Raw genomic sequence first — 14,732 nt, 5'->3', positions numbered from 1 at the left:
ATCGTCCGCCACGATCATGTGCCTGGGTAGCTCAGGGGTAGAGCAGACGACTGAAAATCGTCGTGTCGGTGGTTCAAATCCGCCCCCGGGCACCATTTTCTTCAAGGAAGAAAATGGTTTGCTTGTTGGCCTCAAGCGCCGGCGGTCGCGTCCGCTCCCTTGGCTTTCCTCGCTTCCGTCCGGCAGAGCCGGACTCGCTGCGGGCGCGCAATTCGCGCGCTGTCGTCGCATAAACGCGACGATAGTGGCGCTATATCTCAAAGGCTTTGCGGAGCTCCGCCGCGAGGCGGCAAGGCCGCACGGCCGCCCGCAGCGGGCGCAGCTTGCTGCGCGTCTAGCGAGGATGTCCGCGCGGAGGCGCGGACACAAACAAACACAGTCTCTCCACTGTCACCGCGAACGTGACCACGAACCTCAGACTTCTTCCTCAACCTTCGCGACATGCGCCCACGCCGCGGCGATCACCACGCTGCCCTCGCCCACCGCGCTTGCGACACGCTTGGTCGAGCCGGATCGCACATCGCCCACGGCGAAAATGCCCGGCGTGGAGGTTTCGTAAGGCGAACCTGCGCCGATATCGTCGCCGGTCTTCACGAAGCCGCGCTCGTCGAGATCGGCCAGCCCTTCCAGCCAGCCGGTATTGGGCGCCGCGCCGATCATGATGAAAAGCGCGCCACAGCTCTGCTTTTCCTCGCCATCCGCGCCCTTCAGCGTCACCGCTTCCAGCCGGACGTCGCCATGCAGCGCGCCGACTTCGGTGTTGTAGTGCACGGTGATCTTCGGATCGCTTTCCAGCCGCTTCGTCAGATATTCGGACATGGAATCCGCCAGGCTGTCCCCGCGCACGATCACATGCACATGGTTCGCCGTGCGGCTGAGATACATGGCGGCCTGCCCCGCGGAATTGCCGCCGCCCACGACCACCGCGTCCGATCCGCGGCAGAACCGCGCTTCCATATCTGTTGCGGCGTAATAGATACCCTGCCCTTCGAATTCCTCCAGCCGGTCCAGCGGGAGGCGGCGATATTGTACGCCAGTGGCGACGATCACCGTCTTCGCGCAGACCTCGTCCTCATTGTCCAGCGTGGCGCAGAATAGCCCGTCCTCGCGTTTCTCGAGCGAGCCGACGCGGCGCGGCATGGCGAAGCGGGTGCCGAATTTCATCGCCTGTATCTCGCCGCGATAGACGAGGTCTGCGCCCGAAATGCCGGTGGGAAAGCCCATGTAATTCTCGATCCGGCTGGACGTGCCCGCCTGCCCGCCGATCGCCGTGTCCTCCACGACGAGCGCGCACAGCCCCTCGGCCCCGGCATAGACGGCGGCCGCCACGCCGCTCGGCCCGCCGCCGACGATCAGCACGTCGAATTCGCGATTGGCGCAGATGTCTAGGTCGAGACCGAGGCGCTGGGCGACCTTGCGCGGGGTCGGCTCCTCCATCACCTGGTTCTTGCCGATGACGACGGCAGGCTCGTGCCCGGTAAGGTTGCAGACCTCCAGCGCTTCCTCGTCCCGCCCGTCGAGATCGTAGCTTTCATACGGAATGCGGTTGCGCCGCAGGAAACTCTCGATGCGCTGCACATTGCCATCCCGATCCGCGCCGATCAGCTTGACCGAGCTGTTCTGCAGCTCGAACTGGCGACGTCGACGGGCGGCAAACACGTTGATGATGTGGTCGGAAAGCTCCGGCACCATGCTCATCAGCTCCAGCATCGCCTCACGCGGGGCGGCGATCACCTTCGTGTCCTTGGCCGCCCGCATCGGCAGGAACCAGCTGCCCGCGTTGAGAAAGGCGATTTCGCCCATGAATTGCGTGGGGCCGAGCGAAGCGTCGAGCAGGCGATTGCCGGACCACGGGTCGACCACTTCGATCTCGCCGTCTAGCACATAGACGAATTCATCCATCGGCGCGCCGACTTCGGCGACCATGTCGCCTTTCGCATAGTCGCGCTCCTCGCCGATCTCGCAGATCATCGCGACATGCTCATCGGCGAGCGGGACGCGCTTCATCGTTTCCAGGTCGGCGGCAATCGATTCCATGCGGGGGATCCTCGGTGAAAAGCTGGCCGACCAATCTGGCGAGGCGCGCGCGGGTTGCAAGTCGCCCGCCGGAACCGTGCGGGTCCGCCCCTCATTGCACCATCATACGCTCACAGCAAAGGATTGCCCGATGGCCCGCATTCTCGTTCTCTACTATTCCTCTTACGGACACACCGCGACAATGGCGGAAGCCGTGGCCGAAGGTGTGCGGGATGCCGGGCACGAGGCGGACATTCGCCACGTCCCCGAAACCGCCCCGCAGGAGGTGGTGGAGGGCGCGGGCTTCCAGACAATGGAAGGCCACGAAGTCATCGAAGGCCCGGACGCTCTCACCCAATATGACGGCATCGTGGTCGGCACGCCGACCCGCTATGGCCGGATGTCGAGCCAGATGGCCGCTTTCTGGGATCAGACCGGCGGATTGTGGATGAAAGGCGCGCTCATCGGAAAGGTGGGCGCCGCCTTCATGTCCAGCGCCAGCCAGCATGGCGGTCAGGAAACGACGCTGTTTTCCATCCTTACCAATCTGCTGCATATGGGCTGCACGATCGTGGGTCTCGATTATGGCTTCCAGGGCCAGATGGGCACGGACGATGTGAAAGGCGGCGCGCCCTACGGCGCCACGACGATCGCCGGCGGCGATGGCAGCCGCCAGCCGAGCCAAGTCGAGCTGGACGGCGCGCGCTATCTCGGAAAGCGCGTGGCGGAAACCGCGGCAAAGCTGCATTCGTAGGGCTCCCGGCTGCACGGTCGGCAACGCTCCCCGGGCGAGCAGCGGAGCATGTGGCTTTAGTCTGTCCTACAGCCGTGTTTGCTTGCTGTACGTGGCGGCATGACGTCCGCGACCAACTCCTTCTCCCGCCGCAGGGTTACAATCGGCGGCCTGGAAGGTCACACCTGCCGGGTTACGGTTTCCCGGCGGAAGGTCACAGCTTCGGCGCGAAGGGTCACAATAACTTGCCTGAAGGTCACACGTTCGCGCCGCCAAGGTCACATATCGCCGTTTCGGCCCTGGACACTGTCACACTTGTCACACCCCCTTCGCGCTCGGCCGGGCCGATTGCCCTTGCAGTCGCGCGGGTGTATAGGCTTTGCCAACCGCGCCCCGGCCACTGCGAACGCGCTTCGCAACGCCGGGGCGCTCGCTTTTGGAACAGCTGAAAGGCCCCGCTGCATGTCCCGTCGTCGCCAGATCTACGAAGGCAAGGCCAAGATCCTATACGAAGGCCCCGAACCGGGCACGATCATCCAGTACTTCAAGGACGATGCCACCGCCTTCAACGCGGAGAAGCGCGGCACGATCAACGGCAAGGGCGTGATCAACAACCGCATCAGCGAGCACGTCTTCACCCGCCTTTCGCATATCGGCATCCCCACCCACTTCATCCGCCGCCTCAACATGCGCGAACAGCTGGTGCGGCAGGTCGAGATCATCCCGTTGGAAGTGGTGGTGCGCAACGTTGCGGCGGGCTCCATAGCCAAGCGCCTCGGCATCGAGGAAGGCGAGATGCTGCCGCACACGCTGATCGAATACTACCTGAAGGACGACGCGCTGGGCGATCCGCTCGTCTCCGAAGAGCACATCGCCGCCTTCAACTGGGCGGGGCACGAGGAGATGCAGGATATCGCCGCGATGGCCATCCGCATCAACGACTTCATGAGCGGGATGCTGGCGGCGGTCGACATCCGGCTGGTCGACTTCAAGCTGGAGTTCGGACGCATCTACGATGGCGACTTCAGCCGCGTGATCCTGGCTGACGAGATCAGCCCGGACAATTGCCGGTTGTGGGACTTCAACACGGGCGAGAAGCTCGACAAGGACCGCTTCCGCCGCGATCTGGGCGGAGAGGAAGAGGCCTATCAGGAAGTCGCCCGGCGCCTCGGCCTGCTCAATGGCGAGGATAAGGGACCCGGCGAAGTGCTGGACATGGACGCGCACCGCTCGCGCCTTCGTCAGACCCCGCCCAAGCCGAAGAAGTAGGCAGATACCGACCCAAAGCCAGTTGTCTCCGGTTCATCGCGGCTGCATAGTATATGCTACGAAGGGGGCATTGCGCGCAGGGGCGCGTGCGACCTCCTCATCCAATTGAAGAGAGAGGGATTTTACCGATGACCATACGCCGCGCGCTTTCCGCAAGCATTTCCACCGCAACCCTGGCGTTGACGCTCGGCCTGGCTGCGCCGGCAATGGCGCAGCAGGGCCCGGTCGAAGGCTGGGGCGTCGAAGCGAGCGACATCGTGCCCGATCCTGCCGTGACGTACGGCACCCTCGAAAACGGCATGAAATACGCGATCATGCAGAACGACACGCCCGATGGCGCTGCCTCTTTCCGCATGCATGTCGATTTCGGCTCCACGGCGGAGGCCGAGAACGAGCAGGGCCTCGCTCACTTCATCGAGCACATGGCTTTCAACGGCTCCACGAACGTTCCCGAAGGCGAGATGATCCCGCTGCTCGAACGGCTCGGCCTTTCCTTCGGCGCGGATACCAACGCCTACACCAGTTTCGACGAGACGGTGTACATGCTCGAAGCTCCCAATGTGGATGACGAGACGGTCGACACCTCGCTCTTCCTCATGCGCGAAGCGGCGAGCGAGCTGACCTTCGATCCCGAAGCCGTCGACCGCGAACGCGAAATTCTTGTCAGCGAGCGCCGCGTGCGCGACACCGCGGGCCTGCGCAACTTCCGCGATCTGTTCGACTTCCGCGTTCCCGGAACGCGCTATGTCAGCCGCTTCCCGATCGGCCTTGATTCCGTGCTGCGCGAAGCCCCGGCAGAGCGTCTGCGCGATCTTTATTACCGCTTCTACCGCCCCGAGAATGTGACCTTCATTGCGGTGGGCGATTTCGACGTGGCTGAAATGGAGGCCAAGATTCGGGACCGCTTTGCCGACTGGCAGCCGCGCGGTGACGCGGGAACACAACCCTCGCTCGGCACCGCGAATTTCGACCGCGAGACCGAATTCGATACTTTTGTCGATCCGACCATCGGAGAAGGCGCCGCAATCTATCAGCTGCGACCCTACACCGATCCCGTAGACTCTGTGGCGGAGCGGATGTCCGGTCAGCTCGAGAACCTCGCGACGATCATCTTCGATCGTCGCATGACCCGCATCGCCAATGCGGAAGACAGCCCGATCCTTGGCGGCGGATTCGGCATCGGCACCGACGATGATGTGGCCGAATATTCCGCGATCAGCGTCAGCACGCGCGATGGAGCCTGGGACCAGGGTCTCGCCATCGCGGAGCAGGAGCTGCGCCGCGCGCTGCAATACGGTTTCACCCAGAACGAACTGAACTACGCGCTCACCCAGGTCGACAGCGCGCTGCGCCGCAGCGCCGAGCAGGCCGGAGCGCGCACCAATTCGCAACTGGCGATGGCGCTGGTGAATGTGGCGACGGAAAACGACTTCGTCACCGATCCGCAATGGCGCTATGATCTGTTCCAGGCGATGCGCCCGCAGCTCACCCTCGAAAACGTCAATGCCGCCTTCCGCGACGCGTGGGACGAAGGCCAGCCTCTGGTTCGCGTTACGGCGAAGGAACTCGAAGGCGGCGACGAAGCGGTCGCTGCGGTCTACAATGAAAGCGCAGCCCTCGCCGTCGCCGAACCGGAAGACACCGCCGCCGTCGCTTTCGCCTATGACGATTGGGGAATGCCCGGCAGCGTTATCGCGGACACGATGATCGACGATCTGGGCATTCGCACCGTTACCTTCGCCAACAATGTCCGCCTCAATATCAAGCAGACCGATTTCGAGCCGGGCCGCGTGCGCTTCTCCGTCAATATGGATGGCGGCTCTTTCGCGCTCGACGACATGAATGCGGCGGCCGCCGGCATCTATCTGCAGCTCGCTTCCGAAGTCGGTGGCCTCGGCCAGCATAGTTCCGACGAGCTTACCGAGATTCTGGCGGGCAAGCAGGTCAGTCGCGGCATCGGTTCCGGCACCGACACCTTCTCGGTCGGCGGCACGACGACGGCCGACGATATCGACACGCAGATGAAGGTCGCGGCCGCTTATCTCACCGATATCGGCCTGCGTCCCGAGGCCGATGCGCGTTTCGGCGCGTTTATCGACACCATCTGGGGCCAGATCCTGTCGCAGCCGTCGCAGGTCTTCGGACTCCGCTCCAGCGAGCAGATCGCCGAAGGACCATATTTCGCCTTCCCGTCGCGGGAACAGCTCGACTCCGTCGATCGCGAAGCACTCAAGGCAGCCGTGCTGGAAGCGGCCACCGATGGCGCGATCGAGATCGGCATCGTCGGCGATATCGATCCGGATGCGGCGATTGCAGCGGTCGCGCAAAGCTTCGGCGCGCTGCCGGAGCGGCAGGCCGAATTCACGGATTACGAAGAAAAGCGCGAAGTCACCTTCGTCGACCTCTCCGGTGACGAAGTGAACGAGTACACCCATACCGGCCAGGCCGATCAGGCGCTGATCGGCAGTATCTGGCGCACGACAGACGATGGCGACTTCCGCGAAGATGTGGGTCTGACGCTACTGTCCGGCCTCATGCGCTTGAAGGCGATCGAAACGCTGCGGGAGGAACTGGCGGCCACCTACAGCCCGCTTGTCTCCAATTCGACCAGCTCCGATTTCGAGGATCTCGGCACGCTCAGCCTCGCCGCGGTCATTGATCCTGCGCAGGCGGACGATGTGCGCGGTATCATTACGCGCCTTGCAGCCGAGCTTCGCGACGAAGCGGTGAGCGATGACATGCTGCTGCGCGCGCGCCAGCCCATCCTCGAAAACATCCGCCAGTCGCGAGAGAATAACGGCTTCTGGCTGGGCGTGGTCAACGATGCGCAGAGCGAAGCCGATCGGCTCGACCGGGTGCGCGAGATCGAAGCGGTGATGAACAGCTTCACGCCCGCGCAGCTGCAGCAGATGGCGCAGACCTATCTCGTGCCGGAACGGCGCGCCGATACGCGCATTCTCGTCGCCGAAGACTGACCCACTGCCAATCGGTTCTGAATAGGGGCGGCCCGGGGATCACCCGCGCCGCCCCCTTGCCGTTCGGCCCGCATCTCGCCATAGGCAGCGGCGCAATTCTCCGCATCGCAAGAGGCCGCTCTGCCATGAAAGTCCGCATTCATATTTCCCTGAAGCCCGGCGTCCTCGATCCGCAGGGCCGCGCAGTGCATCACGCGCTGGAAAGCCTCGGTTTCGGCGGGGTGGAGGACGTGCGCGTCGGGCGGCTGATCGAACTCGACGTGGCCGATGAGACGAGCGACGAGGCCCTGTCACAAATGTGCGAGAAGCTTCTCGCCAACACGGTGATCGAGAATTACCGCATCGAGAAGGTCGCAGCGTGAAGACCGCGGTCGTCACTTTCCCCGGCTCCAATTGTGATCGCGACATGCTCGTCGCGCTGCGCGAAGTGTCGGGTCGTGATCCGTTCCAGATCTGGCATGGCGATGCCGACTTGCCCGATGGTCTGGACTTCATCGCCCTGCCTGGTGGCTTTTCCTACGGCGATTACCTGCGCAGCGGCGCGATGGCGGCCAACAGCCCGATCATGCGCTCCGTCGCGGAAGCGGCCAAACGCGGCGTGCCGGTGCTGGGCGTTTGCAACGGTTTCCAGGTGCTGACCGAAGCGCGCCTGCTTCCCGGCGCCCTGATGCGCAATGCCGAACAGACTTTCATCTGCCGCACGGTGGAACTGGTCGTCGAAAATACGCAGAGCATATTCACAGGCGGCTTCGAGGCCGGTGAGCGGATCCAAATCCCGGTGGCGCATCACGATGGCAATTACTTCGCCGACGATGCCACGCTGGATCGGCTGGAGGGCGATGGCCGCGTGGCTTTCCGCTACACCGAAAACTGCAATGGGTCGCGCCGCGATATCGCCGGCATTCTGAATGCGGCAGGCAATGTGCTTGGCATGATGCCCCACCCTGAGCGCGCAATCGAGGACGCCCATGGCGGCAGCGATGGCAGGCGTTTGTTCGAAAGCGCAATCGGCGCGCTGGCGAGCGCCTAAGCCGCGCGGCGCGTCCGGAAGACCAGCGACTTGGCTTCTTCTGCACCCATCGGTCGGCCGAAGTAATATCCCTGGATCTTCGTGCAGCCGAACGAGCGGATGAGATCGGCCTCTTCAGCGGTCTCCACGCCTTCGGCTGTCGTCGACATTTCCAGCGACTGCGCCATCGCAACAACGGCGCGGATGATCGCGATACTTTCCGGGCTTTCCTGCGCCGCGCCCTGGACGAAGCTGCGATCCACCTTGATTGTGCTGAACCGATTGTTGCGAAGGTAGCCGAGCGACGAATAGCCCGTGCCGAAATCGTCCAGCGCAACGGAGCAGCCAAGCGCGACAATTTCTTCCAGTGTCGCATTCGCCGTCTTGGGATCGCGAAGGAACACGCTTTCGGTAACCTCGATCTCCAGCCTGTGAGCCGGTAGGCCCGTCGCCGTCAGCGCCTTTACCACCGTGGCGGCAAAGTCCGGCTCGAGAAGCTGTTCACCCGAGACATTCACCGCAACGCGAATTTCCGCAGGCCAGCGCATGGCTTGGCGGCAGGCCTCGATCATGACCCATTCGCCGATGGGAATGATGAGGCGGGTATCTTCGGCGAGCGGAATGAATTTTGCCGGGCTGACGAAGCCATGTTCCGCGCTGTTCCAGCGCAGCAACGCCTCGAAACTCGCGACGCCCTCGGTCTTGGCATCGACGACGGGCTGAAAATTCAGCTGCAGCTCGTCATTCGCGATCGCCTTTCGCAGGGCAAGCTCAAGCGTCCGACGCTCTTCGGCATGCGCATGCAGCGAAGGCTCGTAAGTGCAGTGCATCCCGCGCCCGTCATCCTTCGCCCGGTAAAGGGCAAGATCGGCATTTCGCATGAGCGTCTCGACGGTCTGTCCGTCGCGCGGTCCGATAGCCGAGCCGACACTAGCACCGATGAACAGCGTGTGGTTGTCGACGATGTATGGCTTGGAAAGATGTTCGATAATCGCGTCGGAAACGTGGTCGACGACAAGGTGATCGGTCGCGTCGCGCAACACCACGGCGAACTCGTCGCCGCCCAGTCGTCCGCATTGTTCGTTGTCGGTGCAAACTTCCTGCAGGCGCTCCGCGACCTGCTTGAGCAGGCGGTCGCCGACGAGGTGACCGAGCGAATCGTTGACCTGCTTGAATCGGTCGAGGTCGATCATCAGGAACGCGCAGCGCGAACGCCACTGCTCGGAAAAGCGCATCGCTTCGCCCAGAGCCTCGGTGAGCATCAGGCGGTTGGGAAGTCCCGTCAGCGTATCGTAGCGGGCGAGATAGGCGATCTTCTCGTCGCTTTCGCGTTGCTCGGTCACGTCCGAACCCACGCCGCGAAAGCCGATATATCCGCCGCCATTGTCCCGCATCGGCGTCCCTGAAAGCTCCCACCAACGCCGCTGCTCGGCAATTATCACTTCGACCAGAAGGTTGGAAAAGCTCTCGCGCCGTTTCAGGCGTTCGGCGAGATCGTGCAGGCTGCGCGGCACCTGTCCGCTGGTGAAATCGTCGCCCGCGATAAGCTTGATAAAGCGCTCGCCTTCCACTTCCGCGGGGGTGCGACCAAGGGCGAAAGCGAAGCGCGGGCTAACGGCGCGCAGGGTGCGGTTGTTGTCGACCTGCCAGAGCCAGTCGGACTCCTTCTCCTCGAACTCACGCAGCAGCAGCGAAACGACTTCGTCCTTTTCGGCGACACCCGCTTCCGCGATGCGAGCCGATAGATATGTCCGCGCAGAGGAGAGAGCGCCGGCGACCATCGCCAAGACGAATGCGAAGCTGGCAATGGCGAACAGTGCGTCCCCGCTGATGACGAAGGAGCCAGCGCCCGTTACGCCGACGACCAGATCGAACACGATGACCGAAACGGGCGCGGAAGACGAGGTAACGGCGCTTCCCGCGATCAGCATCGCAACCAGCGTCCACAGTCCGAATTGCTGCGCGAGGTTGCCGTGCGGCACGAAGAAAAACAGCGCGAGCACCCACGGCACCGCGCATATTGCGACCGCCCCGGCATGTCGGCAGAATTCCTGATACGACATCGATCGCCGCGCCACGCCGATGAATTGTTGCTCGATCCGGCCGACATAGAAGACGCTTCCGACAACGGACGCCATCCAGATGCCGAGTATCCAGATGGGGATCGATCCGATGAAAAGCGTCAGCACCAATGTCGCCGCGATAGCGTGCGCGAACAGACGGATGCGGGACGCTTTGTGGATATCGGAATATTGCAGGGCGCGCAGGCGCGACCAATCGCCTTCGCTCGGCGAACGCAGGCCAACCACTTCCAATGCGTTGAGACGCAAAGGCAATTTGGGCAATCCGGTCGGGTTCTTGCTCACATTTCGGCCATAGGCGCGAAATGGTTAGGGCCCCGTAAAGCGCCGCATTTTTTGCATCACGTCGCCGATCACTCGACGGTGACGGACTTCGCCAGATTGCGTGGTTGATCAACGTCGGTGCCTTTGGCGACCGCCACGTGATAGGCGAGCAGCTGCACCGGCACGGCATAGACGAGCGGCGCGATCAGCGGGTGCACCTTTGGCATTTCGATGGTCGCCATGCACCCTTCACCGGCCGCCTCGATACCCTTCCTGTCCGATATCAGCACCACCTGCCCACCGCGCGCCTGCACTTCCTGCATGTTGGAAACCGTCTTCTCGAACAGCGGCCCGGATGGAGCCAGTGTGATGACGGGAACCTTGTCGTCGATCAGGGCGATGGGGCCATGCTTCATCTCGCCAGAAGCATAGCCTTCGGCGTGGATATAGCTGATTTCCTTCAACTTCAGCGCACCTTCCAGCGCCAAGGGGAAATCCGCCCCACGCCCGAGATAAAGCACGTCGCGCGCCGGGGCGATCAGATGCGCCATCTCCTTGATCTCTTCATCGTGGTCGAGCGCGGCATTGAGACACGCTGGCGCCTCGAGCAGGTGTTCGACGACCTCTGCCTCTTCCTCGCGATCCATCAGGCCCTTCTTGACTGCGAAATGCGCGGCGAGCGCGGCAAGCACGGCAAGCTGGCAGGTGAAGGCCTTGGTCGAGGCGACGCCGATTTCGGGCCCGGCATGGGTCGGGAGCAGCAGATCGGCTTCACGCGCCATCGAACTGGTCGGCACGTTGACGACAGCGGCAATGGTCTGCCCTTGTTCACGGCAATGGCGCAGCGCCGCCAGCGTGTCCGCCGTCTCTCCGCTCTGGCTGATGAACAGCGCAAGCCCGCCCTCGGGCAGGATCGGTTCGCGATAGCGAAACTCACTGGCGAAATCGATGTCGACCGGGACGCGGGCGAATTGCTCGAACCAGTATTTCGCAACGAGACCGGCGTAATACGACGTGCCGCAGGCGACCAGCGTGATGCGGTTGATCGCGGTGATGTCGAAATCCATTTGCGGCAGTGCGACGCGCTGCTCGCCCGGGCGCAGGTAAGAGCGCAGTGTCTGCGCGACCACCGTCGGCTGCTCAAAGATCTCCTTCTGCATGAAGTGGCGATAATCGCCCTTCTCGATCGCCGCGGCGGACGCGCCGGATGTGCGCACTTCGCGCTCGACCTCGTTTCCGTCCGCATCGCGGATGGCCGCACCGTCACGCGTGATCGTGACCCAGTCGCCTTCTTCTAGATAGGAAATCTCCTGCGTCAGCGGCGCGAGCGCGAGCGCGTCGGAGCCGAGGAACATCTCCCCCTCTCCGTGGCCGACGACAAGGGGCGAACCAAGCCGCGCGCCGATCAACATATCGGGATGATCGCGGAAGGCAATGGCCAGCGCAAATGCACCGCGCAGGCGGGGAAGTACGGTCTGCACCGCCTCTTCGGGCGACATGCCCTCCTCGATCCAGCGCGAAATCAGATGGACGACGACTTCCGTATCGGTGTCGCTTTCGAAGGTGCGGCCATCGGCGCGCAATTCGTCCCGCAACTCCTTGAAATTCTCGATGATGCCATTGTGAACGAGCGCGACGGCCGGGGTGGCGTGCGGATGCGCATTCTTCTGCGTCGGAGCGCCATGGGTGGCCCAGCGCGTGTGGGCGATCCCGGTTTCGCCTGGCGCGGGATTGCTGGCCAGCTCCTCGACCAGATTGTTGAGCTTGCCTTCGGCGCGGCGGCGCAGCAGCTCGCCATCATGCGCGGTGCAGACACCGGCGCTGTCATAGCCGCGATATTCCATCCGCCTGAGACCGTCGACCAGCCGCGCCGCGACATCGCGCGTGCCTACAATTCCTATAATTCCGCACATTGGATCTGCTCCCCTACCGCATCAATGCGGGAAATTGGTGTCGACGAAGCGGTGGGTGAACTCGACCGGATCAAGCTCTTCGCCGCCCATCGCCATGAATTTTGTGCGCCCCTTGGTCCACACTTCGACGATCGACGCATCCATGCCGTCCGGAAACTGCATGCGCTGCGCCACGATATCCCGCCAACCGCCCGAAGCGACGAAGGTTTCACGAAAGAATGGTTCGGCTTCGACCAGCCATTTGCGATTGGCCTCGTCCAGATGACCGATCGTGTCGAGCACGTAGCTGTCGAGCAGGCGCAGGAAGGGCTTGCCCTCGTAGCGGTCGGTCACTTGCTTTCGGCCTTTTTCTTTTTCTTCATGGTGTCGTGGAAGCGATCCGCCCAGCCCGGCTTTACCATCTGCTCGGCGCGCACCATGCGCAGCTCCCCGTCATCGACATCGCGGCTGACGGCGCTCCCGGCGGCGACGATCGCGTCGGCTCCGATCTTCACCGGTGCGATGAGCGCGCTGTTGGAGCCGATGAAGGCCCGATCGCCGATTTCGGTGCGGTGCTTGAAATAGCCGTCGTAATTGCAGGTGATCGTGCCGGCGCCGATATTCGCGCCTTCGCCCACCGTCGCATCGCCGAGATAGGTGAGGTGGCTGGCCTTCGCGCCTTCGCCAAGCACGGACTTTTTCATCTCGACGAAATTGCCGACCTTGCTGCTCTTCTCCATCACCGCGCCGGGACGCAGTCGAGCATACGGGCCTACTTCGCAATCCTCGCCGATGGTCGCGCCTTCGAGATGGCTGAACGCCTTGATATGCGCGCCGCTCGCGACGCTGGTGCCAGGGCCGAACACCACGTTCGGTTCGACCACAACGTCCTCGGCAAGATCGGTGTCGTAGCTGAAGAACACGGTTTCGGGCGCGCGCAGAGTCACGCCCGCTTCCATCGCCTCTTCGCGCTTGAGCGTCTGCCACTGCGCCTCCGCAGCGGCGAGTTCAGCGCGGCTGTTAATGCCGGTGACCTCATCGGGCCGGTCCGTGCTGACCACGGCGCAATTGTGCCCGTCGGCGATGGCGATATTGACGATGTCCGGCAGATAATATTCGTCCTGCGCATTGTCGTTCGAAACGCGCCGCAGCAGCGGAAAAAGGGCTTCGGCGCGCGCGGCGAGCAAGCCCGAATTGCACATCGTGCAGGCGCGCTCCTGATCGGTAGCATCCTTCCACTCGACCATCTTCATGATCCGACCCTGCTGCGCGATCACGCGGCCGTAGCGTAGCGGATCCTCCGGCTCGAAACCTAACACGACGGCGGCCGGTGCATCGGCGGCGTGGAGCCGATCGATCATGGCGCGCATCGTCGCGGTCGAAACGAACGGCACATCGCCGTAGAGAACCAGTACATCGCCGCTGAACTGGCTAAGCTCGCCTTCCGCTTGCTGCACCGCATGTCCGGTGCCGAGCTGCGGCTCCTGCACGGCGAAAGCGGTGCGTTCGCCCAGCCGATCGTGCAGCTGTTCGCGAGATTCACCGACGATGGTGACCAGCTTTTGCGGGCCCAACGCTTCGACTCTCGCCAGCAAATGCTCGATCATCGAACGCCCACCCACTTCGTGCAGCACCTTGTGCGTTGCGCTCTTCATGCGGGTGCCCTTGCCCGCAGCAAGGATGATCGCGGCAATCTGTCTCTTTTCGGTCATGCAGGGGCCAATGCCATCAAACGATTGCGGTTTCCACATCGCTCTCTAATGCGCGTATGCCATGGCCGATTTTCCCTTCGACATCGTCCTTTTCGACCTCGACGGAACACTGGTGGACTCAGCGCTCGACCTTGGCCCGGCTGTGAACCACGCATTGTCACTGATCGACCGCAAACCCGTCCCTCTCGCAAAATTCCGCTCGATGATCGGCGGAGGGACCGACATGATGCTTTCCAACGCTTTGCACGCCACAGGCGGTGACGTTGATCACACGACCTATGAAATCCTCATCGCGACACTTCATCAGCATTACTGGGCAAATATCGCCGAGAACACCGTCCCCTTCCCCGGCTGCAAGGCGGCTCTGGACACGCTCGCGCAGCGCGGATGCGCCTTGGCGATCTGCACCAACAAGTCCGAGAAGCCAGCGCGCGAACTCTTGGATGCACTGGGGATGACGGACCACTTCGCAGCGATCTATGGCGGGGACACACTGGGGTGGGATCGAGCCAAGCCTAAATCCCATATGCTCTGCGCCGCCATCGCCGATTGCGGCGGAGGCCGCGCGGCGATGGTGGGCGATTCGACCTACGACGTGCGCGCCGCCAAGGCCGCGAGCGTGCCAATGGTCACCTGCCGCTACGGCTATCACGACGTGCGGTTGGCGGAATTGGGGGGCGATGCCACGATCGATGGACTGGAAGATTTGGTCGCCGCACTGGAAGCGCTAGGCTGAATGGGTGTATTGACATTGCAACACAGAGACGGCACATTTTCGCCG

Annotated in this window: 11 protein-coding genes and 1 tRNA gene; 7 read left to right on the top strand and 5 right to left on the bottom strand. The window is 63.0% G+C overall.

Annotated features, from left to right (window positions below):
* Positions 1 to 20: 20 nt before the first annotated feature.
* Positions 21 to 95: transfer RNA gene (locus D6201_RS01240), tRNA-Phe, on the top strand.
* 319 nt (positions 96 to 414) lie between these two features.
* Here the strand turns inward: D6201_RS01240 and D6201_RS01235 are convergent.
* Positions 415 to 2,037, bottom strand: a complete 1,623-nt coding sequence (locus D6201_RS01235) for an FAD-dependent oxidoreductase (protein WP_120047053.1) — start codon at positions 2,035 to 2,037, stop codon at positions 415 to 417.
* Between the two features lie 130 nt (positions 2,038 to 2,167).
* On the opposite strand from D6201_RS01235, the gene wrbA reads away from it, so the two are divergent.
* The 5 genes from wrbA (at position 2,168) to purQ (ending at position 8,023) form a co-directional block, all read left to right on the top strand.
* Positions 2,168 to 2,770: an NAD(P)H:quinone oxidoreductase gene (wrbA, locus tag D6201_RS01230; RefSeq protein WP_120047052.1), complete on the top strand. Its 603-nt coding sequence runs from the start codon at positions 2,168 to 2,170 to the stop codon at positions 2,768 to 2,770.
* A gap of 441 nt (positions 2,771 to 3,211) precedes the next feature.
* Entirely contained in the window at positions 3,212 to 4,018 is an 807-nt protein-coding gene (gene purC, locus D6201_RS01225) for a phosphoribosylaminoimidazolesuccinocarboxamide synthase (protein WP_120047051.1), read from the top strand.
* A gap of 128 nt (positions 4,019 to 4,146) precedes the next feature.
* Positions 4,147 to 6,993 carry a M16 family metallopeptidase gene (locus D6201_RS01220; RefSeq protein ID WP_165853468.1) on the top strand — a complete coding sequence of 949 codons (2,847 nt, stop codon included), beginning with the start codon at positions 4,147 to 4,149 and terminating at the stop codon, positions 6,991 to 6,993.
* A 125-nt stretch (positions 6,994 to 7,118) separates the two neighbouring features.
* Positions 7,119 to 7,355, top strand: coding sequence for a phosphoribosylformylglycinamidine synthase subunit PurS (gene purS / locus D6201_RS01215; RefSeq protein ID WP_120047049.1), 237 nt, complete (start codon positions 7,119 to 7,121; stop codon positions 7,353 to 7,355).
* Entirely contained in the window at positions 7,352 to 8,023 is a 672-nt protein-coding gene (gene purQ / locus D6201_RS01210; protein ID WP_120047048.1) for a phosphoribosylformylglycinamidine synthase subunit PurQ, read from the top strand. Before purS ends, purQ begins: the two co-directional genes overlap by 4 nt.
* On the opposite strand, the gene D6201_RS01205 is transcribed toward purQ, so the two are convergent.
* From D6201_RS01205 to glmU, 4 genes are all read right to left on the bottom strand, one after another.
* Positions 8,020 to 10,368 carry a putative bifunctional diguanylate cyclase/phosphodiesterase gene (locus D6201_RS01205; RefSeq protein WP_242447387.1) on the bottom strand — a complete coding sequence of 783 codons (2,349 nt, stop codon included), beginning with the start codon at positions 10,366 to 10,368 and terminating at the stop codon, positions 8,020 to 8,022. The genes purQ and D6201_RS01205 overlap by 4 nt on opposite strands.
* 68 nt (positions 10,369 to 10,436) lie before the next feature.
* The gene (gene glmS / locus D6201_RS01200) at positions 10,437 to 12,260 is read right to left on the bottom strand and encodes a glutamine--fructose-6-phosphate transaminase (isomerizing) (protein ID WP_120047047.1); all 1,824 of its coding nucleotides are present in this window, start codon (positions 12,258 to 12,260) and stop codon (positions 10,437 to 10,439) included.
* Positions 12,261 to 12,281: 21 nt separating this feature from the next.
* Entirely contained in the window at positions 12,282 to 12,593 is a 312-nt protein-coding gene (locus tag D6201_RS01195; RefSeq protein WP_120047046.1) for a hypothetical protein, read from the bottom strand.
* Complete coding sequence (gene glmU / locus D6201_RS01190) at positions 12,590 to 13,951, bottom strand: bifunctional UDP-N-acetylglucosamine diphosphorylase/glucosamine-1-phosphate N-acetyltransferase GlmU (protein WP_120047045.1); 1,362 nt, start codon at positions 13,949 to 13,951, stop codon at positions 12,590 to 12,592. Before glmU ends, D6201_RS01195 begins: the two co-directional genes overlap by 4 nt.
* 61 nt (positions 13,952 to 14,012) lie before the next feature.
* Here glmU and D6201_RS01185 point away from each other — a divergent pair, with 61 nt between their 5' ends.
* Positions 14,013 to 14,687, top strand: coding sequence for an HAD-IA family hydrolase (locus D6201_RS01185; protein WP_120047044.1), 675 nt, complete (start codon positions 14,013 to 14,015; stop codon positions 14,685 to 14,687).
* The last annotated feature ends 45 nt before the right edge of the window (positions 14,688 to 14,732 follow it).

Source organism: Aurantiacibacter aquimixticola (genome assembly GCF_003605475.1).
Lineage (GTDB): Bacteria > Pseudomonadota > Alphaproteobacteria > Sphingomonadales > Sphingomonadaceae > Alteraurantiacibacter > Alteraurantiacibacter aquimixticola_B.
Note: the sequence above shows the minus strand (reverse complement) of the source record. Positions and strands in the feature narration are given on the sequence as shown.

Bases quoted from the DNA above. Each gene is read 5' to 3' on its own strand.
- D6201_RS01235 (WP_120047053.1), bottom strand. From the start codon at position 2,037: ATGGAATCGATTGCCGCCGACCTGGAAACGATGAAGCGCGTCCCGCTC.
- wrbA (WP_120047052.1), top strand. From the start codon at position 2,168: ATGGCCCGCATTCTCGTTCTCTACTATTCCTCTTACGGACACACCGCG.
- purC (WP_120047051.1), top strand. From the start codon at position 3,212: ATGTCCCGTCGTCGCCAGATCTACGAAGGCAAGGCCAAGATCCTATAC.
- D6201_RS01220 (WP_165853468.1), top strand. From the start codon at position 4,147: ATGACCATACGCCGCGCGCTTTCCGCAAGCATTTCCACCGCAACCCTG.
- purS (WP_120047049.1), top strand. From the start codon at position 7,119: ATGAAAGTCCGCATTCATATTTCCCTGAAGCCCGGCGTCCTCGATCCG.
- glmS (WP_120047047.1), bottom strand. From the start codon at position 12,260: ATGTGCGGAATTATAGGAATTGTAGGCACGCGCGATGTCGCGGCGCGG.
- glmU (WP_120047045.1), bottom strand. From the start codon at position 13,951: ATGACCGAAAAGAGACAGATTGCCGCGATCATCCTTGCTGCGGGCAAG.
- D6201_RS01185 (WP_120047044.1), top strand. From the start codon at position 14,013: ATGGCCGATTTTCCCTTCGACATCGTCCTTTTCGACCTCGACGGAACA.